The following is a 23,268-nucleotide window of genomic DNA, read 5'->3' as shown; positions in this document are numbered from 1 at the left end:
AGGAGAGTGCAGATGCTAGTCAGGCCGCAACGCAAGCACGGGCCCAAGGCCGAAATGAACGTGGTGCCCTACATCGACGTGATGCTGGTGCTGCTGGTGATCTTCATGGTCACCGCGCCGATGCTCACCCAGGGGGTGAAGATCGAGTTGCCCAAGGTCGCCAGCGAGGCTCTGGCCACTGATACCCGGCAGCAGATCCTGACCCTGTCGGTGAAGGCCGAGGGCGGCTACTACTGGAACCTCGGCGGCGAGCTGGATACGCGCCAGCAGACCGACAGCGCGGTGGACCTCGACGAGATGCGCGCCAAGGTCGCGCAAATCGTCGCCGCGCGCAGCGATACCCAGGTCTACATCCGCGCCGACCAGGACGCCGGCTACGGCCTGGTGGTGGCGGCCATGGCGGCGTTGCAGCAGGGCGGGGTGAGCAACCTGGGGCTGGTGACCGAGGCCCCGCAATGACGGCGATGATCATGCACAGTCCACGGCAGGCTTTCGACGAATTCTCCCTGCAACCCTCGCCCAGGCACTGGCGGCCCCATGCGCTGGCCGCGGCGGTGGCGGTGGCGCTGCACGCCGGGGTGCTGGCGCTGCTGGTGGCGGGCTGGTCGGTAGAGCCGCCGGCCGCCGAACAGCCGGCGGTGTTGCGTACCCAGCTGGTGATGTTGCCGCCGACAGCGCCACAAGTGCCCGAGCCTGTGCCGGCTTTAATCGAGCCCGCACCGACACCCGCACCACCGGAGCCGGTGCTCGCGGCCCCGGTCGAGCCAGTCAAGCCTGCTGTCGATCCGCAGCTCCAGGCGCGCAAACTCGAACAGGCGGCCCTGGCGCGCAAACGGGTCGAGGACAAGAAACGCGAGCAACTGGCCGAGCAGCAGCGCGAGCGCCAGGAAAACCAACAGCGCAGCCGCGAAGCCGAGCAGCAGCGCCTGGCCCAGGAGCAAGCGCAACAGCAGCAGCGTGCCGAACAGGCGCGCTTGGCCGCCGAGCGCGCCCGGCAACAAGCTGCCGCCCAGGCCGCGGCCGACAGCCGCCAATACCTGCCCCTGAGCAAGGAGGCCCCGGACTACCCGCAACGCGCCCTGGACAAGCACATCGAGGGCGACTGCACCGTGGAATACAGCGTCAACCCGCAAGGCAAGGTGGAGCACCCCAAGGTGCTCGATGGCTGCCACCCGCTGTTTATCCGCCCCTCGCTGGCGGCGGCCAACACCTTCCGCTACCAGCCGCGCATCGTCGACGGCCAGGCGGTGGCGGTGCCCGCGGTGCGCAACACTTTCCACTACCGAATCAAATAGCCCTGGCTGTTGTTCTCCAGCAGCAGCGGCCGGCTGTTGCTCGATTGCCCGTGTAGCGGCGGTCCCCAGGCCCCCGCGTTATCGTTAACGGTTTTTCGCGGGCAAGCCTCGCTCCTACAGAAGCCCGCGCAATCCTGTAGGAGCGAGCGGGCGGCGATCCGACTTGCGCGCGATGAACGATAACGCGGTCCACCGGTAAACCGCGGCGCCCCCATCGTGGGCAAGCGTCTGCCCCTGGCCGCAGATGCCCCCCTCGCTGGCCTGCAATGCCCTCAGGCCGTGGCCGCGCCTGCCTTAGTGTTGGCTCTGGGTCGATCCCGACCGTCACCCGAGAGGAACACCATGCCGGCACCGACTGCCTCGCTGCGGTTTTCATCCGTCGTCACGCTGTATCGCCTGGGGCGCGTCGCGTTGTGGCTGGCGTTGGGCGGGTTGCTGGTGGCCTGCGGCGACAAGCCCGCGCCGCCCCCGGCCACCGCCGTGCAACGGATGCCCGACGATCCGGCGCTGGCGCGGATCTACGACAGCAGCTGCAAGCTCTGCCACGCCAACCCGGCGTCCGGCGCGCCGCTGACCGGCGACGTCCAGGCCTGGCGGCCGCGCATCGCCCAGGGCGCCGATACCCTGCTGGACCACAGCATCAACGGCTACAACGGCATGCCGCCGATGGGCCTGTGTATGCAGTGTTCCGAGGAGCAGTTCCTCGGCCTGATCCGCTTCATGTCCGCACAAGACCTCCAATAATCCGGCACAAGGACACTGGCATGAGCATGCCCCTCACACGACGTCAGCTGTTGCAACGCGCCGCAGTGGCCGGGACCTTCAGCGCGCTGGCCAGCAACTCGCTGCTGGCCGAGCTGGCGCGGGCGCCCCGGCTGATTCCCTGGCGCAACTGGTCCGGCGCGCAAAGCTGCCTGCCCCTGGCGCGGCTGGCGCCCAAGGACCTGGACGAGCTGGTGCAGGTGATTCGCCAGACCCCGGGCAAGATCCGCCCGGTGGGTTCGGGGCATTCCTTCAGCGCCCTGGTGCCCACCGACGGCACGTTGCTGTCGCTGAGTTTTTTCAGCGGCCTGCTCAGCCACGATGCCGCCACCTTGCAGGCCGAGTTCGCCGCCGGTACGCCGATGTCGCGCATGGGCGCGCCGCTCAAGGCGATCGGCCAGGCCCTGCCGAACATGGCCGACATCGACTACCAGACCCTGGCCGGGGCCATCGCCACCTCGACCCACGGCACCGGCGTCGGCTTCAAGTCCTATTCGGCCCAGGTGTGCGGCCTGCAACTGGTGACCGCCAGCGGCGAGGTGCTGGACTGCGACAGCCGCCGTAATGCCGAAATCTTCAACACAGCGCGGGTCTCCCTCGGTGCGTTGGGCGTGGCCACCCGGGTGCGTCTGCAGAATCGCCCGGCCTATCGCCTGCGGGAAAAACAGTGGATCGCCAAGACCGAGGAACTGCTCGAAGACCTGGCGAAAAACACCCGCGAGAACCAGCACTGGGAAATGCTGGTGGTCACCCATTCCGACTACGCGCTGTCGATTGCCCTGAATGAAACCGAAGACCCGGCGACCCCGCCCGTGGACCCGGCACAAGAGGGCGGCAACGAGTTCGTCAGCCTGATCGAGAACCTCGATAAATACCTCAGCGACTTTCCCGAAACCCGCCGTACCCTGCTCAACAGCCTGCGGCATTTCGCCCGTTTCGACGACCGGGTCGGCGACTCCTACGAGGTCTACGCCAATGTGCGCAACGTGCGTTTCAACGAAATGGAGTACTCGGTGCCGGCCGAGCACGGCCCGGCCTGCCTGCGGGAAATCCTCAAGCTGATCCGCGACAAGGACCTGCGCACCTGGTTTCCCATCGAGTACCGCTATGTCCAGGCCGACGACATTGCCCTGAGCATGTTCGAGGGCCGCGACAGCTGTTCGATCTCGGTGCACCAGCACTACGCCATGGACCACCACAACTTCTTCGCCGCCATCGAACCGATCTTCTGGAAGTACGCCGGCCGCCCGCACTGGGGCAAGTTGCACAGCCTCAACGCCCGGCAGTTGCAGGCGTTGTACCCGCGCTGGCGGGAATTCACCCGGGTGCGCGAAGCGCTGGACCCCGGCGGCAAGTTCCTCAATGCACACCTGTCGTCCGTCCTGGGCGTGGTCTGAAGGGAGATAAAAAGCATGAATCGACGCAATTTCCTGCTCGGTACTGCGGGTGTCGGCGCCTTGTTGGCGGGGGTGGGGGCCTGGCTGCGGCCCGCCGACCGGGGCGGGCCCTACAGCGACTATTTCCGCGCGCTGAACCAGGAACTCAAGGCCCACGGCCCGATGCGCCCGGTGCTGCTGATCGACCTCGACCGCCTGGACCACAACATCGATGTGGTGCTGCAGTCGGTCAAGCGCGGCGGCAAGCAGCTGCGGCTGGTGGAGAAGTCCCTGCCGTCGCCGGGGCTGCTGGCGTACATCGGCCAGCGTGCCGGTACCCAGCGCCTGATGTCGTTCCACCAGCCATTCCTCAATCACGATGCCATGCGTTTTCCCGAGGCCGATATCCTGCTGGGCAAGCCGCTGCCGGTGCGTTCGGCCGAGCTGTTCTACCAGGGCCACAAAGGCCGGTTCGACCCGAGCCGGCAGTTGCAATGGCTGATCGATACCCCGGAACGTTTGCAGCAATACCTGGCCCTGGCCCGCGGCCTGGGCACCCGGTTGCGGATCAATATCGAGCTGGACGTCGGCCTGCACCGCGGTGGGGTGAAGGACAGCAGCGGCCTGGGGCCGCTGCTGACCCTGATCGCGGCCAACCCCCAGCACCTGGAGTTCGCCGGTTTCATGGGCTACGACCCCTTTGTCGGCATGGGCGTGCCGGGCATTCTCGGCTCGCCCGAAGCGCTGTTCGCCAAGGTCATGCAGCGCTACCAGAGCGCCGTGGACTTCACCCGGCAACGCCATCCGACGCTCTGGCAGCCGGGGCTGACCCTCAATACCGCCGGCAGCCCCAGCTACCGCATGCATGAGCGGGAACAGTTGAGCAGCGAGGTGTCGGTGGGCACGGCGATGCTCAAGCCGACCCATTACGACCTGCCGTCCCTCAGCGAACATCGGCCCGCGGCCTACATTGCCACCCCGGTGCTGAAAAACACGGGCCCGGTGCGCATCCCGGCGCTGGACGACAAGTCGAAGCTGCTGGCCTGGTGGGACCCGAACCAGCGCGAGACATTCTTCATCTATGGCGGCAACTGGCAGGCCGAGTTCGAGTCGCCGGCGGGGCTGCAAAGCAACGGTCTGTTCGGTCGCAGTTCCAACCAGGAGATGGTCAACGGCTCGCCCGCCGTGGGCCTGGGGCCGGACGACCAGGTGTTCCTGCGGCCGATGCAGAGCGAAGCGCTGCTGCTGCAATTCGGCGACCTGCTGGCGGTGCGTGGTGGGCGGATCGTCGAGCGCTGGCCGGTCTATAGCTAGGTTTTTGTGCTGCTGCCGAGGGCCTCATCGCGGGCAGTCGAGCAGGCGCGTCCTTCTTCTGTAGGAGCGAGCGGGCGGCGATCCGACTTGCCCGCGATGACCGTGACGCGGAATGTCTGAACCACCGCGTTATCGTTCATCGCGCGCAAGCTGCGCTCCTCCATTACAAAGAGAACGGAATCGTCAACTTGGCCCACAGCATCTCGCCCTCGGGCCGGTTCTCCACGTCGAACTCCTTGGCCCAGCGGATCTCCGCGCTGGCGTACTTGAGGAAGGTCAGGTACAGCGCCGGGCCGATGGCGAACACCTGGCCGCGCACGCCGTCGTCCACGTCCTCGCCGAGAAACTGCACGGTGCGGCCGTACTGTTTGTCGTCGCTGGTCTGCTTCAGGTAGTAGCCGTTGAGCCCCAGGCTCAGGTTGTCGGTCACCTTGTAGCTGGCGGAATAGTCGAAGTGGAAAATCTGCCCGGACTTGTAGTCGGTGGCGTGGTTTTCCTCGTTGAAGCTGTAGGTGGTCTTCAGCGACAGCTCGGTGCGCGGAGTCGGCAGCCAGGTCACCGAAACCAGCGGCTTGTAGGTGTAGAAGTTGTTGCTGGTGTTGGCCAGGCGCGTCGCGTCGTACTTGCCGGTGGGAATGGTGATTTCCACGGCGGCGCCCAGGGTCAGGTTCTTGCCCAGGTCCCACAGGATGATCGGCGCGATGGTGGTGTCGCCCATGCTTTCGCGCTGGTCCTTGAGGCCGAAGACCCCTACCTGCTGGCGCAGATAGGGCTGCGCCACGTAACCGCCGAGGCGCCCGCCGAATACCCGCAGCGGGCTCAGGTAGTCGAGGCGGGGAATGATCGCGTCGGAGACGATCCGCACGTCCGGCACCTTGCCGCCCAGGGAACTGATATTCAGCTTCCGCGCTTCGTAGTGGTTGTAATACAGGTTGAAGGCGAACATGTGGTCCGGCAGGCCGTTGACATCCAGCGGCAGGATGAAAAAACCGTCGGTGCCGGGGCCGATATTGTCGACCCCGGATTCGCTGGCCGGGGCCAGGGCGGGCAGGGCGGCGAGGCAGGCCAGGCTGGCGGCGAGGCGCCGGGAGAGAGGGGTGCGGGTCGAATTCATGTTCGGGCTCTTATTATTGTCAGTGGGCGCGCAGTGGGCCGGTTTCCGGCCGCCCCATAGGAATAAGCCTTCGGCACCCGGGCAGGCAGGGTATTGGCGGCCACTGAGGGGGACTTTCGCGGCCAGCCTGCAATGGCTTGTTACATCCTTGCGTGAGCGCGAGCGGAAAACGCTATGCTGAGCGGGCGCTCGCCTCGCCCTGGCGGTGTCTGGGAGCGGGGCGCATAACCAGAATAAGCATTGCAGCCGAACCGGCTCGGGACCCGATGCCCATGCAGATGAAAGCCGTCGATCCACAGTACCAACTGGCCCTGGTTTCACCCTTCCTGTTGCAGACCCTGGCCGAAGTCGCCGGCAGCCACGGCGTCGACCCACACGCCCTGTGCCGCGGCCTGGGCTTCACCCTCGACGACCTGCAGGACCCCGCGCAACGCATCTCCTACCGCCAGGCCGTGGCGATGATCCAGCGCGCGCTCAAGGCCTTGCCCCGGCAGGGCCTGGGCCTGTGGGTCGGGCACCAGAACGTGCTCGGCACCCTGGGCCTGCTGGGGCATGTGCTGTCGCTGTGCAAGACCCTGCGCGATGCCTTCGACATCGGCATCCGCCACCAGCACACCTCGGGCGGCATCGTCAGCTGCACGGTGCGGCAGCAGGGCGACGAATTTTTCGTCGAGGCCGAATGCCGGCTGCCCTACAGCGACGTGCAGATCTTTGCCGTCGAAGAGTTCTTCGCCAGCCTGCCGGTCTATGGCCGTGCCTTGGTCGGCGCCGATTTCCAGGCGCTGCGGGTCGAGTTCATGCACGCCGCCCCGGCCTACCAGGACGAGTACCTGCGCCTGCTGGGGCCGGACGTGCACTTCGGCTGCCTGCACAACCGCATGGTCATCGCCGGCGAATGGCTTGATACGCGCCTGCCCAACCACCACGCCGTGGCCCTGCGCCAGGCGCTCAAGCTGCTGGAACTGGAAAGCGCCCAGGTGCACCGCAAGCTGGACCTGATCCAGGCGGTGGAGCGGGCCATCTCCCGCGACCTGACCCAGGGCAGCCATATCGACCAGGTCGCCAGCGACCTGAACATGAGCGGGCGCACCCTGCGCCGGCGCCTGAGCGAGCATGACCTGACCTTCGACGCGTTGCTGGAGCAGGTGCGCCGGGCGCGCACCCTGAGCCTGCTGGCCAACCCGCAGCTGTCCATCGAGCGCATCACCGAGGCGGTGGGCTACAGCGACGTGCGCAGTTTTCGCCGGGCGTTCAAGCGCTGGACCGGCCTCAGCCCCAGTGCCTATCGGGAGGAGGGCGGCCAGGCGTAGGGCAGGGGGCGTGGCCATTCACCGCATCACTTCATGGGTGTCTAAACCCCCACAAATTGTGGTGCTCCGGGTAAACTCCGGGCTTTCTTCAAGGAGTCGCTATGAGTTACTACCAGCCGGGCATTCTTGCCACCCCCGTTCCGAGCCAGGCTCGTCACCTGTTTTTCGCCCTCGAATCCATCGAGGCGCTGCCGGCGGCGATCGATCGTCTGCTGACGCTGGTGGACGGGAAAACGGCGGTAGCAGGGTTTGGCGCGTCGCTGGTCAAGGCGCTGGGCGCCCGCGTGCAGGGGCTCAAGGCCTTCCCGGCGCTGACCGGGGTCGGTGTCGACAACCCTTCGACCCAGCATGCGCTGTGGGTCTGGCTGCATGGCGAAGACCGCGGCGAACTGCTGCACCGCGGCAACGCCCTGGCGGCCGCCCTGGCCCCGGCGCTGCGCCTGGTGCAGATGAACGAAGCCTTCCGCCACAAGACCGGCCACGACCTGACCGGTTACGAGGACGGCACCGAAAACCCCCACGATGAAGCAGCCATCGCCGCGGCCCTGGCCGACGGCAGCGACGGCCTGCGCGGTGGCAGCTTCGCCGCGATCCAGCAGTGGCAGCATGACTTCAAGGGCTTTGCCGCGATGCATCAGGAGGAGCGCGACAACATCATCGGCCGCCGCCTGAGCGACAACGAAGAGCTGGACGACGCGCCGGCCTCGGCCCACGTCAAGCGCACCGCCCAGGAGAGCTTCACCCCCGAGGCCTTTATGGTGCGTCGCTCGATGCCGTGGATCGAAGGCGACAAGGGCGGCCTGATGTTCCTCGCCTTCGGCCACAGCCTCCAGGCCTTCGAAGTCCAGCTGCGGCGCATGAGCGGCCTGGAAGACGGCATCGTCGACGGCCTGTATCGCATGAGCCGGCCGATCACCGGCGGCTACTACTGGTGCCCGCCGCTGCTGGACGGCCGCCTCGACCTGCGTGCCCTGCAAGCGGTCTGATCCGCGCTCATCGCTGGCAAACCTTGCTCCTACAGAAGTGTGCATTCTTCTGTAGGAGCGAGGAGGACCCCTGCTCCTGGCACGCGACGCCGACAGACTCACTTGTGGCGTTATTAAGGTAAATACAAGGCATCGGTAACGTTGAAAATATCTGGTTTTATTGCCTGAAGGCCATTGTCATATCTTATATACAGGGCTGATGCTTGGCGTTATGCAAGGTGAGCGGAGTTATTAAGACGTTTCTTAAATTTTTGTGTTTTTCTTTGGCGAAAATGCGGGGGTGATATAAAGGTCGGCAAATTTTCTTGTCGGTCTTTACTGTATGTCTGTTTGTTCTGGAAGGTTATTGTTTTGTATATCGTCTGTCTTCTTGTTTGCTTGTTTTAAGGTTAATGCAAGTTGCACCGTCACGAGGTCGGATAGCGTTGTCGTTAAGTCGCTTACCGTGACACTTCCACTGAAGGCATCTGAGCCTTTTGATCCAAATGTTCCTGACGGTACGGTTATATACAGCTCTTCAGGAGAAGGAACAGGGCTGGGTGGTGTGGCCACATGCACCAGCACTGTGGGCAATGTCCAATACCGGGGGCTCGGGCCTGTAGGGAAGTTCAATACTTATTCAACTCCGGTTGCTGGTGTCGGTATCCGCATTCGAGGAGGTGTCAACGCAAGTCAATGGTGGCCTCAAGAAGTGACAAATTCTACTACTGTCTTTACCCTGGCCTCGGGGTCAGAGTTCATAGTGGAGTTGGTGAAAACGGGGCCGGTCACGGCGTCAGGACAATTGACGGGGCTTATTGGCACAACTACGGCTATTGCTCATGGCTCGGATTTTCGCAGGATTTTAATTAGTGGCTCTCTGCAGATCAAACCGAGAGTGCCTTCTTGTGCTCTTTTGACTCCTAATATATCGGTGAACCTTGGAAAGGTCTCGATCGGTTCGATGACGGGGCCAGGTGTTACTACTAAATTATCTCCGCTGGAGATTCGCCTGAAATGTTCAGGGGGGAATGAAGGCAGTACCACAAGAATGTTCGTGACCCTGACCGATGCTGTCAGCCCGGGTAACAGCTCCAGTAATTTATCGCTGGTGCCGGGTCCCACCACGGCCTCAGGGGTGAGTGTGCAGATATTGCGCGGTGACGGCACACCGGTCAGCTATGGCCCGGACTCGGCGGAAACCGGCAATCCGAACCAATGGCAAGTGGGTGAGTTTGGCAACGTCATGGTGACCATCCCGTTGAAGGCGCGTTATATCCAGACGGCCACTAGCGTCCGCCCGGGGTCAGCCAATGCGGCGGCGACCTTTACCATGAGTTATCAGTAGACGGATGACTTTTGCCGGGTTTGCCCGCGATAAACGATGATGCGGTGTGCCAGGCAAACCGCGCAGGCCTTCGCGGGCAAGTCGGATCGCCGCCCGCCCGCTCCTACAGAAGCCAAACGCTATCCAGCGGCGCTAGTGCGCTGCCGTCATGTTCGGCCGGCATGAATGGAAGATGTCCAGCCGCGGCTGGTACAGGCTGGTCTTGATCTCGAACAGCCCGAGCACCGAGTGGAACAGGTTGTCGTGGCTCAGGTCCGGCTCGCCGCTCTTGCCTTGCAGGCAGTCGCGTTGGATGCCCAGGTCATTCAGGGCCTGCTGGCCGAACCACATCAGCATCGGCACATGGGTCTGCGCCTGCGGCGCTAGGGCGTAGGGCGCGGCGTGCAGGTACAGGCCGTTTTCGCCGAGGGACTCGCCATGGTCGGAGACGTACAGCATCGAGGTGTCGAAGCGTTGCTGGTTGTGCTCGAGCAACTCGATGACCCGGGCCAGGAAGTGGTCGGTGTAGAGGATGGTGTTGTCGTAGACGTTCACCAGTTCCTCGCTGCTGCAACTGCCCAGCTGGTTGGTGTGGCAGATCGGGGTGAAGCGCTCCAGGCTTTTCGGATAGCGCTCGTAGTACTCGGGGCCGTGGCTGCCGTCGGCGTGCAGGACGATGATCGCGTTGTCGCCGAGGCGGTCGATGTATTGCTGCAGGTCCACCAGCAGGGCTTCGTCCAGGCAGTTCTTGCCGTCGCAGAAGGGGCTCGGCTGGGTCTTGGGAATGTCGCGGTTCGGCACCCGCAGGCAGGTGCCCTTGCAGTCGCTGTTGTTGTCCAGCCACAGCACCTGCACGCCGGCCCGTTGCAGCACATCCAGCAGGCCTTCGTAGGTCTTGCCCTTCTTGTCGCTGTAGTCCTCGCGGGGAAACATCGAGAACATGCACGGCACCGAGACCGCGGTCGAGGTGCCGCAGGAGTGCACCTGGGTGAAATTGAGGATGTCCTGCTTGGCCAGCTCCGGGTTGGTGTCCCGGGCATAGCCGTTGAGGGAGAAATGGTCGGCGCGGGCGGTCTCGCCGACCACCAGGATCATCAGCGACTTCTTCTCCCGGGCGCTGGCCTGGGCACTCATCGTCGCGTCCTGGCCGATCGGCTGGATCACCAGGTGTTGCTTGATCCCCAGGCTCTGCTTGGCGTATTTGCCGAGGGCGTAGATGTAGTTGGTCGGGTTGATGAAGTGGGTCAGCTTGTCTTCTTCGCGAAAGATCGGCGCGTAGGTGGAATAGAAGGCACCGACCGAGACCGCGATCACCAGCACACAGCCGGCGATCACCAGCAGCTTGTTCAGCAGGCCGCGAAAGAACGGCCGGTAGCGCACTGGGGTGCGCCAGATCAGCACCACCGGCAGCAGGCCCAGCACCAGCAGGTAGCCCAGCAGCTTGAAGTTGAACAGCGCGGCGGCTTCGTCCGGGTTGGTCTCGAACACGTTCTGCACCATCACCGTGTCGATGGTGATGCCGTACTGGTTCATGAAATACGCGGCGGCGGCCGAGGTCAGGGCCACCAGGCTCAGCGCCGGTTTCAGGGTCCAGCGGAAGGACACCAGGGTCAGCAGCAGGGTGATGGCGGCCCACAGGAACAGCCCGAAGGAGGTAAAGAACGCCAGCTTGTGCAGGCCTTGCAGGCTGATCAGGTTGCCCAGGGCGTGCCAGGTGGCGAAGTTGTAGAGCAGCACCAGCGCCAGGGAAAACAGCAGCACCAGGCGAGTCGATGTGATTGACGCGAATCGCAGTCTTTTGCCCAAGACCATTTCAGTTCGTTCCTCCAGGGAGAGATCAAGACACCAGCAGTGGCCCTGCTGACTGTATACCGGCATTGGTAAAAAAACTGTCGAAAGGGCGCTGCTTTTCGTATCGGCTCGCGCCGACCAGCGCCCGCCGGATTCAGAAGGTCTTCCTGGCACTGGCGACCCAGGTCGCGCCACACAGGTCGCTGAACCCGTAATTGCCGGTGCACTGGCTTTTCGACAGGTCGGTATCGATATAGCTCAGGCCCAGCACCACGCCCGCCACTTCGCGGGTCAATCTGGCCTCCCATTCGTGGTAGGCATCCTCGCCCTGGCCCGAGGCCGAGATCAATCGTGGGTCCTTGAAGTCCATCTCGCCGTAACGCAGCGCCAGCCCCAAGCCCAGGGGCAGCTCGGTTTCGTAGCCGAGGTAGCGGTACAGGGTGCTCTGCCGGCTGTCGATGCCCGGCGAGTCGCTGGAGTAATAGGCCGCCAGCGTGATCCCGTAGGCGCTGAAAATCCCGTAGACCTCGCTCTGGTTGAATTGCCCTTCCCTGGGGTAGCTGTACTTGAGGTAGCCCAGGTCGAGGCTGACCGCGTCGCTGGCCTGCCACAGCCAGCCGGCGTAGTAGTCGACTTCCTGGCGGGTCTTCAGGCCGCCGCCGAAATCGACGTTGGAGGTCCAGGCACCCAGGTACAGGCCGCTGCTGTGCAGCAGGGTCGCCGCGGCCTGGGCGGCGGGGTCGTTCTGGGTCTGGGAAATGCCGCGGGTGCGGTAGTCGCTGGCCAGGGTCAGTTCCAGTTCCACGGCAAAGTCATCGTTCAAGGGCAGGGCCTGGCTGCCCAGGGGCAACAGGCTCAAGGCACCGATGGCGAACAGGCTGAGGGTCTTCATGTGGGCGTCCCGTATTGTTGTGATTGTTATGGGCAGGTTTCGGGCAAGGCTGCGCCGGCCCACACGCGCAAGGACGTGGGGCGGGGCAGTGGATCGGTTTTTTTAGATGGGTCGGTTTAGCGAGATCGGGTTAGATGCATTGGGTTAGATGCATCGGGTTAGACGCATCGGGTTAGAGAGACCGGACGTAGACTTCGCGGCCGGCGAACCAGGTCTGCAGCACCTGGGTTTCGTGCAGGGCCTTTTCGTCGACCTTGAACACGTCGCGGTCCAGCACGATGAAATCGGCCTGTTTGCCGGCGCTCAGCGAGCCGATCTGCCGCTCCAGGCCAATGGCGCGGGCGGCGTTGAGGGTGTAGGCGTAGAACATGGTTTCGCGGTCCAGGCGCTCGTCGGCGTTGAGCACCCCCAGCGGCCCCTTGCGGGTGATGGCCTGGGCGATGGCGTTCCACGGGTTGGGCGAGGACACCGGCCAGTCGCTGGCCCCGGCGAGGGTCGCGCCCTGCTTGAGCAGGGAATGCGCCGGGTACTGGTAACGGAAGGCCAGGGCGCTGACGTAGGGCTTGATCATGTCCAGGGTGTAGTCGTCCGCCGAGGCCCACAGCAGTTGCATCGAGGCGATGACCCCCAGCGGCTTGAAGCGGGCGAACTCTTTCGGGTTGACCATCTGCAGGTGCGTGATGGAGTGGGCGATGCCGCTCTGGCGGTCCTTGCGCGCCTGGGCGATGCCGTTGAGGGATTCGCGTACCGCGCGGTCGCCGATCGCGTGGATGTGCACCCGCCAGCCGCGCTGGTCGATGGCGCTGACCAGTTCGCCGAAATGCTCGGGATCGATCAGCAGTTCGCCCTGTTTGTGCGAGTTGCTGTAGGGATCGATCATCGCCGCGCTCTGGGCCGGGTACTCGATCACCCCGTCGGCGAAGATCTTGACCCCGGGCAGGGTCAGGTTGGGGATGCCCTGGAATTGCTGGCGCACCTGCTCCAGGACGTCGAGGTCGGCAGGAAGGCTTTTCGGGTTGGCCACCAGCAGCGCGGCGACATGCGCGCTCATGCCACCGCTCTCGGCCAGCGCCTTGTAGGCCGGCAGCACACCGACGGTCTGGGCGGTGGGCTTGAGGGCGAACACCGCCTCGCCGGGAGCCGCGTTGGCCGCCGGGTCCATCCAGGCGGTGATGCCCAGGCTGTTGTTGTAGCGCACCGCCGATTGCGCCGCGTTGAGCAGGGCGGCGGCGCTGGGCACCGGCATTTTCGCCGCGACCCGGTCCCAGCCGGCGTCCACCAGGAAGCCGTTGGGGCGGCCGTCGGCGAGCTTGCCGATGGTGTCGCGCTCGGCCTGCGGCAGGTTCTTGAGCAGGGCGGCGTCGATGCCGGCGCGTTCGAGCATCGCGTCATTGGCCCAGGCGGTATGGTGATCGCTGCCGGTGAACACCACCGGCACCCTGGCCCATTCGCCGGCGTTGAAGCGCTGGCCCAGGGCTTCGGCCTGGGCCCAGTAGGCCGAGCTCATGCCGGCGATGCTGAGCACATCGCCATGCCTGGCCTTGCCGTCGTCGCGCCAGGCACGCAGCTTTTTCTCCAGCTCGTCGAGGCCGACCACCTCGTCCTGCAGGTTGGCCGAGGTCATTTCCAGGCCGCCGAAGATCGCGTGGGAATGGCTATCGATCAGCCCGGGCATCAGGGTCTTGCCGCCCAGGTCGATGACCCGGGTGCCGGTTTCGATCAGGGCCTTGATCTGCGCGTCGCTGCCCACCTGCAGCACCTTGCCGTCGGCCACCGCCAGGGCCTGGGCCTTGGGTTGGGCGCGGTCGGCGGTGAACACCTGGCCGTTGAACAGCACCAGATCGGTGGCGGCCATGGCTTCCATTGAGGCAAAACTCACTGCAATCGCCAGCAGATTCGGGATGAATCTTTTCATTGAGTATTTCCTTGTTATTGCGTCTGATGGCCAGCTTATTGGCTTGCCAGAGCCGACAGAACGCCTCGCTGACGAAAAACGTTTTTGCCTGAATGGAAAAAGCATGGACAAGTTGAGTGCACTGAAAATGTTCGTGGTCACCGCGCAGTTGGGCAGTTTCAGCCGCGCCGCCGAGCAGTTGGGCAAGACCCCCTCGGCCCTGACCAAGGCGGTCAATCACCTGGAAGTCGAGCTGGGCGCGCGCTTGTTCGAGCGCAGCACCCGGCGGATCCTGCTGACGGAAGTGGGGCGGCTCTACCTGGACACCGCGCGTCAGGTCCTGCAGCGGCTGGAGGAGGCCGGCGAGGAAATCGAGCAGTTGCAGCATGGCCTGCGCGGCAACCTGAAAATCACCGCGCCGCTGGCTTATGGGCAGGCCTTTCTCGACCAGGTGTGTGGCGGTTTCCTCGAGCAGTACCCGCAGATCGATCTGCAAGTGGACCTGTGCGACGAGTTCGTCAACCTGCTGGAAAGCGGCTACGACCTGGCCCTGCGCGAAGGCCATGACGACCTGCCGGGGTTGATCGCCCGGGTGGTCGGCAGCAATTGCCTGGCCTTGTGCGCCAGCCCGGCCTACCTGGCGCGCAAGGGCGTGGCGGTGACGCCGCAGACCCTCGACGACCACGAATGGCTGCTCTATCGCCATCCCTTGCTCAGCCGCGAGTTCTGGTGGGTCGAGCGGGACGGGCAGCGCCTGAGCTTGCTGCAACCTCGGGCGCCGCGGCTGCGCAGCGACAATTACGACCTGCTGCTGGCCAATGCCCTGGCCGGGCGCGGGCTGCTGCACACCCCGTTGTGGAGCGCCGCGCCTTACCTGGCCGACGGCCGCCTGGTGCGGGTGATGGCCGACTACGCCATCGACCCCGACTGTTTCGGGCCGCACATCCTCGCGGTCTACCCCAGCCATCGGCGGGCCACGGCCAAGGTACTGGCGTTCATCGATTACATCAGCGCGTTCCTGGCGAGCCGCGGGTTGGGCTGACTGGCGGTTCTTGTCAGGAAAATCCGAGAGGAGTACAAATGTACTCCATGATCACTTTGTCTCCCCGCCGCAGTGCCATCCTGACCTTTATCCGCGAGCGCATCGCCGAACATGGCCAGCCCCCGAGCCTCGCTGAAATCAGCGAGGCCTTCGGCTTCGCCTCGCGCAGCGTGGCGCGCAAGCATGTCGTGGCTTTGACCGAAGCCGGCTTCATCGAGGTCAACCCCAACCAGGCCCGGGGCATCCGCCTGCTCAACCAGCCGCCACGTCCCGAACTGCTCGACATCCCGGTGCTCGGCCGGGTCGCCGCCGGCCTGCCGATCAGCGCCGATGCCGAGGTGCACAGCCGCTTGCTGCTCGACCCGGCGCTGTTTTCCCGTACCCCCGACTACCTGCTGCGGGTCCAGGGCGACTCGATGATCGAGGACGGCATCCTCGACGGCGACCTGGTGGCGGTGCGCCGCGACAGCGAGGTGCGCAACGGCCAGATCGTGGTGGCGCGGCTGGACGGCGAGGTCACCATCAAGCGTTTCGAGCGCCTGGCCGAGGGTGTGCGCCTGCTGCCGCGCAACCCGGCCTATGCGCCGATCCTGATCGGCGAGGACCGCGACCTGGCCATCGAAGGGGTGTTCTGTGGCCTGGTGAGGCAAGGCTGATGGGCGCCGTCGTGGCACTGGAGACGCTGTTCAATGCCGGCCGGGTGTGGAAGGGCCGCCCGACGGCGCCCGCCGCCAGCCCGCAGCCCACCGGCCACGCCATGCTGGACGCGGCCTTGCCCGGCGGTGGCTGGCCGGAAGCGGCGCTGACGGAAATCCTCATCGCCGCCCAGGGTGTCGGCGAGCTGCAACTGCTGTGGCCGACCCTGGCCCGGCTCTCGGCCGCCGGCGAACGCATCGTGCTGGTGGCGCCGCCCCATGTGCCGTACCCCCAGGCCTGGCAGAGCGCCGGGGTCGACCTGCGCCAGCTGGCGGTGATCCAGGCCGGCGAACGGGATGCCCTGTGGGCCGCCGAGCAGTGCCTGCGTTCGGGCAGTTGCGGGGCCGTGCTGTGCTGGCCGCAACAGGCCGACGACCGTGCCTTGCGGCGTTTGCAGGTGGCGGCCGAAACCGGCCAGACCCTGGCCTTTGCCTACCGCTCCCTCAAGGAAGCCATCAACCCTTCGCCGGCGGCCCTGCGCCTTGCCGTGGAGGCGCGGCCGGCGCAGTTGCGGGTGCTCAAGTGCCGCGGCGGCCTGGCCCATTCGGCGCCGATCGCCTTCGCCCCGGGGCCCTGAGGTTGCCATGCGCTGGGTCTGTATTCTGTTCCCGCAATTGGCGCTGGACGCGGCGCTGCGCCAGCGCCCCGAACCTGAGGCCGCGCTGGCGCTGCTCAGCGGGACGCCGCAACGCCGGGTGATCCAGGCGGTGAATGCCGCGGGCCGCGAGCTGGGGTTGCGCCCCGGGCAGTCGTTGACCGCCGCCCAGGCCCTGAGCAAGGACTTCTCCAGCGCCGAATACGACGCCGAGGAAATCGCCCGCTGGCAGCAGTTTCTCGCGGCCTGGGCTTACCGCTTCAGTTCCCAGGTCAGCGTGCATTACCCGCGCACCCTGGTGTTCGAGATCGAGTCGAGCCTGGGCCTGTTCGGCCCCTGGCCGCAGCTGGAGGCGCGCCTGCGCCAGGAACTGGACGAGCTGGGTTTTCGCCACCGCATCGTCAGCGCGCCGAATCCGGCGGCGGCCCGGGTGCTGGCCAATGCCTACGACGGGCTGGCGGTGACCGACCTGGAGCAATTGCGCCAGGCCCTGGGGCGCATGCCCGTGGAGCGTCTCGGCCTGCCGCCGGGCGCGGCCACAGCCTTGTCGCGCATGGGCCTGCGCACCTTCGCCCAGGTGCGCGGGTTGCCCCGGGACACCCTGGCCCGGCGTTTCGACCCGGGCTTGCTCAAGCACCTGGACACTCTTTTGGGCGAGCGCTCCCTGGCGCTGGCGTTCTATCAGCCGCCGGACCGTTTCGACCTGCGTATCGAGTTGAATTTCGACGTGCTGTCCCATCAGGCCCTGCTGTTTCCCCTGCGCCGCCTGGCCAGCGATCTGGCGGCGTTTCTCTGTGGCCGTGACAGCGGGGTGCAGCGCTTCGAGCTGCACCTGGAGCATGTCGAGCTGCCCGACACCCTGGTCAAGGTCGGCCTGCTCAGCGCCGAGCGCGAGCCGGGGATGTTGTTCGAACTGGCGCGCGGGCGCCTGGAGCAGGTCCAGGTGCCGGCGCCGGTACGTGGCGTGCGCCTGGTGGCCGAGGATTTGCCGCGCTTCGTGCCGCAGCACCGCGAACTGTTCGACGAGCGCCCGCAGCAATCCCTGCCCTGGGAGCAGTTGCGCGAGCGCCTGCGCGCCCGCCTGGGGGACGAGGCGGTGCATGGCTTGCGCTTCCATTCTGACCACCGCCCCGAATGCAGCTGGCAGCCGGTCGGCGACAGCCAGGCCTGCCCGCTGCTGCCTGGGCCCCGGCGCCCGGGCTGGCTGCTGCGCGAGCCGCTGGTGCTGGCGGAGGGGGCGGCGCGCATCCTTATGGGGCCGGAACGCATCGAGTCCGGCTGGTGGGACGGCGGCGACGTGCGCCGCGATTACTACCTGATCGAAACCCGCGGCGGCCAGCAGGGCTGGGCGTATCGCCCGGTGGGCGAGGCGGGGCCCTTGCTGTTGCAGGGCTGGTTCGCATGAAGGGCTACGCCGAACTGCACTGCCTGTCGAACTTCAGTTTCCAGCGCGGTGCCTCCAGTGCCCGCGAGCTGTTCGAGCGGGCGGCGGCCCAGGGCTACCAGGCCCTGGCGATTACCGACGAATGCAGCCTGGCCGGCATCATCCGGGCCTGGCAGGCCTCCAGGGACAGCAACCTGCCGCTGATCGTCGGCAGCGAAATGCGCCTCGACGACGGCCCCAGGCTGGTGCTGCTGGTGGAGAGCCTGGAGGGTTACCAGGGCCTGTGCCGGCTGATCACCCGTGGCCGGCGCCGGGCGCAGAAGGGCCAGTACCAGCTGCTGCGCGAAGACTTCGAACAACCCTTGCCGGGGCTGTTGGCCCTGTGGCTGGCGGACGAGCAGCCACAGGAGCAACAGCAGGAAACCGGACGCTGGTTGCAACAGGTGTTCGCCGACCGGCTGTGGCTGGCGGTGGAGCTGCACTGCGGCCAGGACGATCAGCGGCGCCTGGGCGAATGGCTGGCGCTGGCCCGAGGGCTGGGCATTGCCGCCGTGGCCTGCGGCGATGTGCATATGCATGTGCGTGGGCGACGGGCCTTGCAGGACACCATGACCGCGATCCGCCATCACGTGCGGGTGGCCGAGGCCGGCCAGCGCCTGCACCCCAATGGCGAGCGGCATTTGCGCAGCCTCGAGGCCTTGCGCGGGCTGTATCCGCCGGCCCTGCTGGAAGAATCGCTGAAGATCGCCGAGCGCTGCCATTTCGACCTTGGGCAACTGCACTACCAATATCCCCGGGAGCTGGTGCCGCAAGGGCAGACGCCCGCCAGCTGGCTGCGCGAGCTGACCGAACGCGGCATCGTCAAGCGCTGGCCCGGAGGCGCCACGCCCAAGGTGCTCAAGCAGATCGACGATGAGTTGAAGCTGATCATCGAGCTGGGGTACGAGAGCTATTTCCTCACGGTGCACGACATCGTCAACTTTGCCCGCAGCCAGTCGATCCTCTGCCAGGGCCGGGGCTCGGCGGCCAACTCGGTGGTGTGTTTCGCCCTGGGCATCACCGAGATCGACCCGGACCGTTCGACCCTGCTGTTCGAGCGTTTTCTCTCCCGCGAGCGCAACGAGCCGCCGGATATCGACGTGGACTTCGAGCACGATCGCCGCGAGGAAGTCCTGCAGTACGTGTTCCAGCGTTACGGCCGCCACCGCGCCGCGCTGACCGCGGTGGTCAGCACCTACCACGGCGCCGGCGCGGTGCGCGATGTGGCCAAGGCCCTGGGCCTGCCGCCGGACCAGGTCAACGCCCTGGCCGATTGCTGCGGCCACTGGAGCGATACGCCGCCGGCCGTCGAGCGCCTGCGGGAGGCCGGCTTCGACCCGGACAGCCCGGTGCTGCACCGGGTCCTGAGCCTGACCGGGCAACTGATCGGCTTTCCCCGGCACCTGTCCCAGCACCCCGGCGGCTTTGTTATTTCCGAACAGCCGCTGGACACCCTGGTGCCGGTGGAAAACGCGGCCATGGCCGAGCGCACCATCATCCAGTGGGACAAGGACGACCTGGACGCGGTCGGGCTGCTCAAGGTGGACGTGCTGGCGCTGGGCATGCTCAGCGCGATTCGCCGCTGTTTCGATCTGATCCATGGCTATCGGGACCAGCGGCTAAGCCTGGCCAGCATCCCCGCCGAGGACCCGGCCACCTACGAAATGATCGGCCGCGCCGACACCATCGGCGTGTTCCAGATCGAGTCGCGGGCGCAGATGTCGATGCTGCCCCGGCTCAAGCCGAAGAACTTCTATGACCTGGTGATCGAGGTGGCCATCGTCCGGCCGGGGCCGATCCAGGGCGGCATGGTCCATCCGTACCTGCGCCGGCGTGACAAAAAGGAGAAGGTGACCTATCCCTCGGCGGCGCTCAAAGAGGTGCTGCAGCGAACCCTGGGCGTGCCGCTGTTCCAGGAGCAGGTGATGCAGATCGCCATTGTCGCCGCCGACTATACCCCCGGCGAGGCCGACCAGTTGCGCCGCTCCATGGCCGCCTGGAAACGCCATGGCGGCCTGGAACCCCATCGCCTGCGCCTGCGCGACGGCATGCGGGCCAATGGCTACAGCGACGAGTTCGCCGCGCAGATCTTCGAGCAGATCAAGGGCTTCGGCAGCTACGGTTTTCCCGAATCCCACGCCGCCAGTTTCGCCTTGCTGACCTATGCCAGCTGCTGGCTCAAATGCCACGAGCCGGCGGCCTTCGCCTGCGCCCTGATCAACAGCTGGCCCATGGGTTTCTACAGCCCCGACCAGATTCTCCAGGACGCGCGCCGGCATCAGTTGGCGATTCGTCCGGTGGACGTGCGCGCCAGCACCTGGGATTGCAGCCTGGAACCGTTGGCCGGCGCGCAGCCGGCGTTGCGCCTGGGGCTGCGGATGATCAAAGGCTTTCGCGAAGACGACGCGCGGCGGATCGAGGCGGCGCGTGGGCATGGCCCGTTTGTCGACATCGCCGACCTCGGGCAACGGGCGCGCCTGGACAGCCGCGCCCAGGAACTGCTGGCCGATGCCGGCGCCCTGCGCGGGCTGGCCGGGCACCGGCATCGGGCGCGCTGGGAAGTGGCGGGGGTGCAGCAACAGCTCGGCCTGTTCGCCGGCCTGCCGCGCCAGGAGGAAGCGCCGGTGGTCTTGCCGCGCCCGACGGTCGGCGAAGACCTGCAGGCCGATTACCTGAGCGTCGGCACCACCCTGGGGCCCCATCCGCTGGCCTTGTTGCGGGGCGAGCTCAAGGCCCGGCGCTGTCGCAGTTCCCGCGAGCTGCTGGAGGTCGAGCACGGGCGCCCGGTGAGCGTCGCCGGGCTGGTCACCGGGCGCCAGCGACCGGGCACCGCCAGCGGCGTGACCTTCGTCACCCTGGAAGACGAGTTCGGCAACGTCAACGTGGTGGTCTGGCGCGACCTGGCCGAACGCCAGCGCAAGGTCCTGGTGGGCGCGCAGTTGCTCAAGGTCGACGGCACCCTGGAAACCGAAGGCGAGGTCCGCCACCTGATCGCCGGGCGCCTGAGCGACCTCAGCGACCTGCTGAGCGGTATCACCGTGCGTAGCCGCGATTTCCGCTGATGTAGCCACTGCCGCAGGCTGCGACAAGGCTGAAGGCCTTCAGCGATCTTGAGACTTTTACGGCCGTTCCGGCCGATCGCAGCCTGCGGCAGCGGCTACGGGGCTGAGTTGCCTGACCGGCGTCATGGCGACTGGTCCGACAATCGCGAAAATGCGGTGAAACCATCCGCGTGGCCTGTGCTCCAAACTTGAGTACCTGTCCGTGGCGTTCGGGGCGCGGCCGGGAATGCCGTCATTCAATCGTGTTCACTGGGTCAAGCGATGTCGTTCTTATCCGATCCTCATGGTTGCCAGGGCTGGAGAGGCGAGATGGCCGGGCGCATCCAGGCGTTCGACTGGTCCGTCACCGAGCTGGGCGCGCTGGAGCAGTGGTCGTCGAGCCTGTGCAGTGCCGTGCAACTGTTGCTGGCCTCGCCGGTGCCGCTGGTCATGCTCTGGGGCCGTTCGGGCTACATGATCTACAACGATGCCTACGCCGAATTCGCCGGCGGCCGGCATCCGTACCTGCTCGGCCGCCAGGTGGAGCTGGGCTGGCCGGAAGTGGCGGATTTCAACCGCCATGTGCTGGACACCTGCCTGGCGGGCGGGACCCTGTCGTACTGCAACAAAGAGCTGGTCCTGCTGCGCAACGGCCAGCCGGAACATGTCTGGATGGACCTCTACTACAGCCCGGTGGCCGGCGACGACCAGGCGCCGGCCGGGGTCATGGCGATCGTGGTCGAGACCACCGCCCACGTGCTGTCCGAGCAGCGCCGCCAGGAAGTCGAGAATGCCTACCGCGCGGAAAACGAGCGGGTGCAACTGGCGCTCAATGCCGGGGCGCTGCTGGGTTCCTTTGTCTGGGACATCAAGGCCGACCGCCTGTCGGGCGACGAGCGTTTTGCCCGGACCTTTTCCTACCCGCTGGAGCAGTCGCTGGACGATCTGTCGATGGCGGTCGCCGACGGCCGGGTGCACCCCGAGGATCTGCCGCGGATCAAGGAACAGGCGGCCTACAGCGTGAAAAAGGGCGTGCCCTATAACGCCGAATACCGGATCCGTCGGGAGGACGGCAGTTACCTGTGGGTCATGGGCTGTGGCCGTTGCGAGTTCGACGACGCAGGACAGGCCTTGCGCTTTCCCGGCGTGCTGATCGATATCCACGAACGCAAGATGGCCGAAGAGTCGCTGCTGCAACTGACGCGCAACCTCGAGCAGCGGGTGGCCGAGGAGGTCAACGCGCGGGTCTCGGCCGAGGAGCAGCTGCGCCAGGCGCAGAAGCTCGAAGCCATTGGTGGCATGACCGGTGGCGTGGCCCACGACTTCAACAACCTGCTGCAAGTGATCGCCGGCAACCTGCACCTGCTGGCGCGCCATGAGCCGGACAATGCCAATGTGCAGCGCCGGGTCGGCGCGGCCATTACCGCGGTCGAGCGCGGCGCCAAGCTGTCCGCGCAATTGCTCGCGTTCGCCCGGCGCCAGCCGCTGTCGCCCGAGGTCTATAACCCCTGCCGGATCCCCGACAGCCTGGGTGAGCTGCTGCAACGGGCCCTCGGCGAAACCATCGACATCGATGTGCAACTGCCGGCGAAGCCCTGGTGCATCAAGGTCGATCGCAGCCAGCTGGAAAACGCCTTGCTCAACCTGGCGATCAACGCCCGCGACGCCATGAAGGGCGAGGGCACCATTGGCATCCGCGGCGAAAATATGGTGCTCGACCGCGGTTTCTGCGCCGGCAAGGGCATCAGTCCCGGTGACTACCTGTGCCTGTCGGTGGCTGATACCGGCGATGGCATGCCCCCCGAGGTGCTCAAGCAGGCGTTCGAACCGTTCTTCACCACCAAGCGCGACGGCCAGGGCACCGGGCTGGGACTGAGCATGGTGTTCGGTTTCGTCAAGCAGAGCGGCGGCCATATCGAGATGCTCAGCACGCCGGGGCAGGGCACCACGGTGCGCATGTATTTTGTCCGCAGCACCGAACCGGAACCGGGAGAGGCGCCCCGGCGCGGACAGCGGCCTGGCCATGGCCAGGAAACCATCCTGGTGGTGGAGGACAACGAGGACGTCCGCGCGGCGGCGGTCGAGCTGCTGGAGAGTGCCGGCTACAAGGTGCTGGTGGCGGCCAATGGCGATGCGGCCATGCAACTGCTGCTGAGTGGCGCCCGGGTCGAGCTGATCTTCACTGATGTGGTGATGCCCGGCCTGATCAAAAGCACCGACCTTGCGCTCTGGGCCAAGACCCAGTCGCCGGCGGTGGCGGTGCTGTTCACCTCGGGGCATACCCGCGACATCATTTCCTGCAATCACCAGCTCAGCCCGGACACCCACCTGCTGAGCAAGCCCTACAGCCCGGACGCCCTGACCGCCATGGTCAGGTCCGTGCTGGAGGCGTAAGGCCATAATCGGGAAAAAGTCCGCCGAACGTTCGACA

General features: G+C 65.9%; 19 protein-coding genes. 14 read left to right on the top strand and 5 right to left on the bottom strand.

Annotated features, from left to right (window positions below):
* Positions 1–12 precede the first annotated feature (12 nt).
* From tolR to BM019_RS25255, 5 genes are all read left to right on the top strand, one after another.
* Positions 13–459 (top strand): protein TolR, encoded by a 447-nt coding sequence (gene tolR / locus BM019_RS25275; RefSeq protein ID WP_009044506.1) that lies wholly within the window; start codon positions 13–15, stop codon positions 457–459.
* Positions 456–1,295 carry an energy transducer TonB gene (locus BM019_RS25270; protein ID WP_092421203.1) on the top strand — a complete coding sequence of 280 codons (840 nt, stop codon included), beginning with the start codon at positions 456–458 and terminating at the stop codon, positions 1,293–1,295. The genes tolR and BM019_RS25270 overlap by 4 nt, the downstream gene beginning before the upstream one ends.
* Positions 1,296–1,637: 342 nt before the next feature.
* On the top strand, positions 1,638–2,039 hold the full coding sequence (locus BM019_RS25265; RefSeq protein ID WP_092421200.1) for a c-type cytochrome: 402 nt from the start codon (positions 1,638–1,640) through the stop codon (positions 2,037–2,039).
* Positions 2,040–2,059: 20 nt separating this feature from the next.
* Positions 2,060–3,454, top strand: coding sequence for a D-arabinono-1,4-lactone oxidase (locus tag BM019_RS25260; protein ID WP_092421198.1), 1,395 nt, complete (start codon positions 2,060–2,062; stop codon positions 3,452–3,454).
* An 84-nt stretch (positions 3,455–3,538) separates the two neighbouring features.
* Entirely contained in the window at positions 3,539–4,747 is a 1,209-nt protein-coding gene (locus tag BM019_RS25255; protein WP_175510734.1) for a DSD1 family PLP-dependent enzyme, read from the top strand.
* On the opposite strand, the gene BM019_RS30875 is transcribed toward BM019_RS25255, so the two are convergent.
* Together BM019_RS30875 and BM019_RS25250 are read right to left on the bottom strand one after the other, a co-directional pair.
* Positions 4,744–4,896 carry a hypothetical protein gene (locus tag BM019_RS30875; protein ID WP_175510732.1) on the bottom strand — a complete coding sequence of 51 codons (153 nt, stop codon included), beginning with the start codon at positions 4,894–4,896 and terminating at the stop codon, positions 4,744–4,746. The two genes, BM019_RS25255 and BM019_RS30875, sit on opposite strands and share 4 nt — an antisense overlap.
* Before the next feature lie 14 nt (positions 4,897–4,910).
* Positions 4,911–5,861, bottom strand: a complete 951-nt coding sequence (locus BM019_RS25250; RefSeq protein WP_092421193.1) for a SphA family protein — start codon at positions 5,859–5,861, stop codon at positions 4,911–4,913.
* 272 nt (positions 5,862–6,133) lie between these two features.
* Between BM019_RS25250 and BM019_RS25245 the strand changes: the two genes are divergently transcribed.
* The 3 genes from BM019_RS25245 to BM019_RS25235 all read left to right on the top strand — a co-directional run bounded on the left by BM019_RS25245 (position 6,134) and on the right by BM019_RS25235 (position 9,484).
* Positions 6,134–7,171, top strand: coding sequence for an AraC family transcriptional regulator (locus BM019_RS25245; protein WP_092421191.1), 1,038 nt, complete (start codon positions 6,134–6,136; stop codon positions 7,169–7,171).
* 101 nt (positions 7,172–7,272) lie between these two features.
* Complete coding sequence (locus BM019_RS25240) at positions 7,273–8,157, top strand: Dyp-type peroxidase (RefSeq protein WP_092421185.1); 885 nt, start codon at positions 7,273–7,275, stop codon at positions 8,155–8,157.
* A gap of 445 nt (positions 8,158–8,602) precedes the next feature.
* Positions 8,603–9,484 carry a fimbrial protein gene (locus BM019_RS25235; protein WP_175510730.1) on the top strand — a complete coding sequence of 294 codons (882 nt, stop codon included), beginning with the start codon at positions 8,603–8,605 and terminating at the stop codon, positions 9,482–9,484.
* 132 nt (positions 9,485–9,616) lie between these two features.
* On the opposite strand, the gene BM019_RS25230 is transcribed toward BM019_RS25235, so the two are convergent.
* The 3 genes from BM019_RS25230 to BM019_RS25220 all read right to left on the bottom strand — a co-directional run bounded on the left by BM019_RS25230 (position 9,617) and on the right by BM019_RS25220 (position 14,061).
* A complete protein-coding gene (locus tag BM019_RS25230; protein WP_092421181.1) occupies positions 9,617–11,275 on the bottom strand; it encodes a phosphoethanolamine transferase in 1,659 nt (552 codons plus the stop codon).
* 133 nt (positions 11,276–11,408) lie between these two features.
* Complete coding sequence (locus tag BM019_RS25225) at positions 11,409–12,146, bottom strand: TorF family putative porin (protein ID WP_009044496.1); 738 nt, start codon at positions 12,144–12,146, stop codon at positions 11,409–11,411.
* 172 nt (positions 12,147–12,318) lie between these two features.
* Complete coding sequence (locus BM019_RS25220; RefSeq protein ID WP_092421179.1) at positions 12,319–14,061, bottom strand: amidohydrolase; 1,743 nt, start codon at positions 14,059–14,061, stop codon at positions 12,319–12,321.
* 103 nt (positions 14,062–14,164) lie between these two features.
* Between BM019_RS25220 and BM019_RS25215 the strand changes: the two genes are divergently transcribed.
* The 6 genes from BM019_RS25215 to BM019_RS25190 all read left to right on the top strand — a co-directional run bounded on the left by BM019_RS25215 (position 14,165) and on the right by BM019_RS25190 (position 23,231).
* Complete coding sequence (locus BM019_RS25215; protein WP_085534232.1) at positions 14,165–15,082, top strand: LysR family transcriptional regulator; 918 nt, start codon at positions 14,165–14,167, stop codon at positions 15,080–15,082.
* Between the two features lie 38 nt (positions 15,083–15,120).
* Positions 15,121–15,738, top strand: a complete 618-nt coding sequence (gene lexA, locus BM019_RS25210; RefSeq protein WP_092421176.1) for a transcriptional repressor LexA — start codon at positions 15,121–15,123, stop codon at positions 15,736–15,738.
* Positions 15,738–16,355 carry a translesion DNA synthesis-associated protein ImuA gene (gene imuA / locus BM019_RS25205; protein ID WP_092421174.1) on the top strand — a complete coding sequence of 206 codons (618 nt, stop codon included), beginning with the start codon at positions 15,738–15,740 and terminating at the stop codon, positions 16,353–16,355. Before lexA ends, imuA begins: the two co-directional genes overlap by 1 nt.
* Before the next feature lie 7 nt (positions 16,356–16,362).
* Positions 16,363–17,778 (top strand): Y-family DNA polymerase, encoded by a 1,416-nt coding sequence (locus tag BM019_RS25200; protein WP_092421170.1) that lies wholly within the window; start codon positions 16,363–16,365, stop codon positions 17,776–17,778.
* Positions 17,775–20,858 (top strand): error-prone DNA polymerase, encoded by a 3,084-nt coding sequence (locus BM019_RS25195; RefSeq protein WP_092421168.1) that lies wholly within the window; start codon positions 17,775–17,777, stop codon positions 20,856–20,858. Before BM019_RS25200 ends, BM019_RS25195 begins: the two co-directional genes overlap by 4 nt.
* Positions 20,859–21,119: 261 nt before the next feature.
* Positions 21,120–23,231, top strand: coding sequence for a hybrid sensor histidine kinase/response regulator (locus BM019_RS25190; protein WP_092421166.1), 2,112 nt, complete (start codon positions 21,120–21,122; stop codon positions 23,229–23,231).
* Positions 23,232–23,268 lie beyond the last annotated feature (37 nt).

Origin of the sequence: Pseudomonas sp. NFPP07, from assembly GCF_900115645.1 — a bacterium.
In the GTDB taxonomy this organism is placed as follows: Bacteria; Pseudomonadota; Gammaproteobacteria; order Pseudomonadales; family Pseudomonadaceae; genus Aquipseudomonas; species Aquipseudomonas chlororaphis.
The sequence above is the reverse complement of the archived record's forward strand: the minus strand, read 5'-3'. Positions and strand labels throughout refer to the sequence as shown.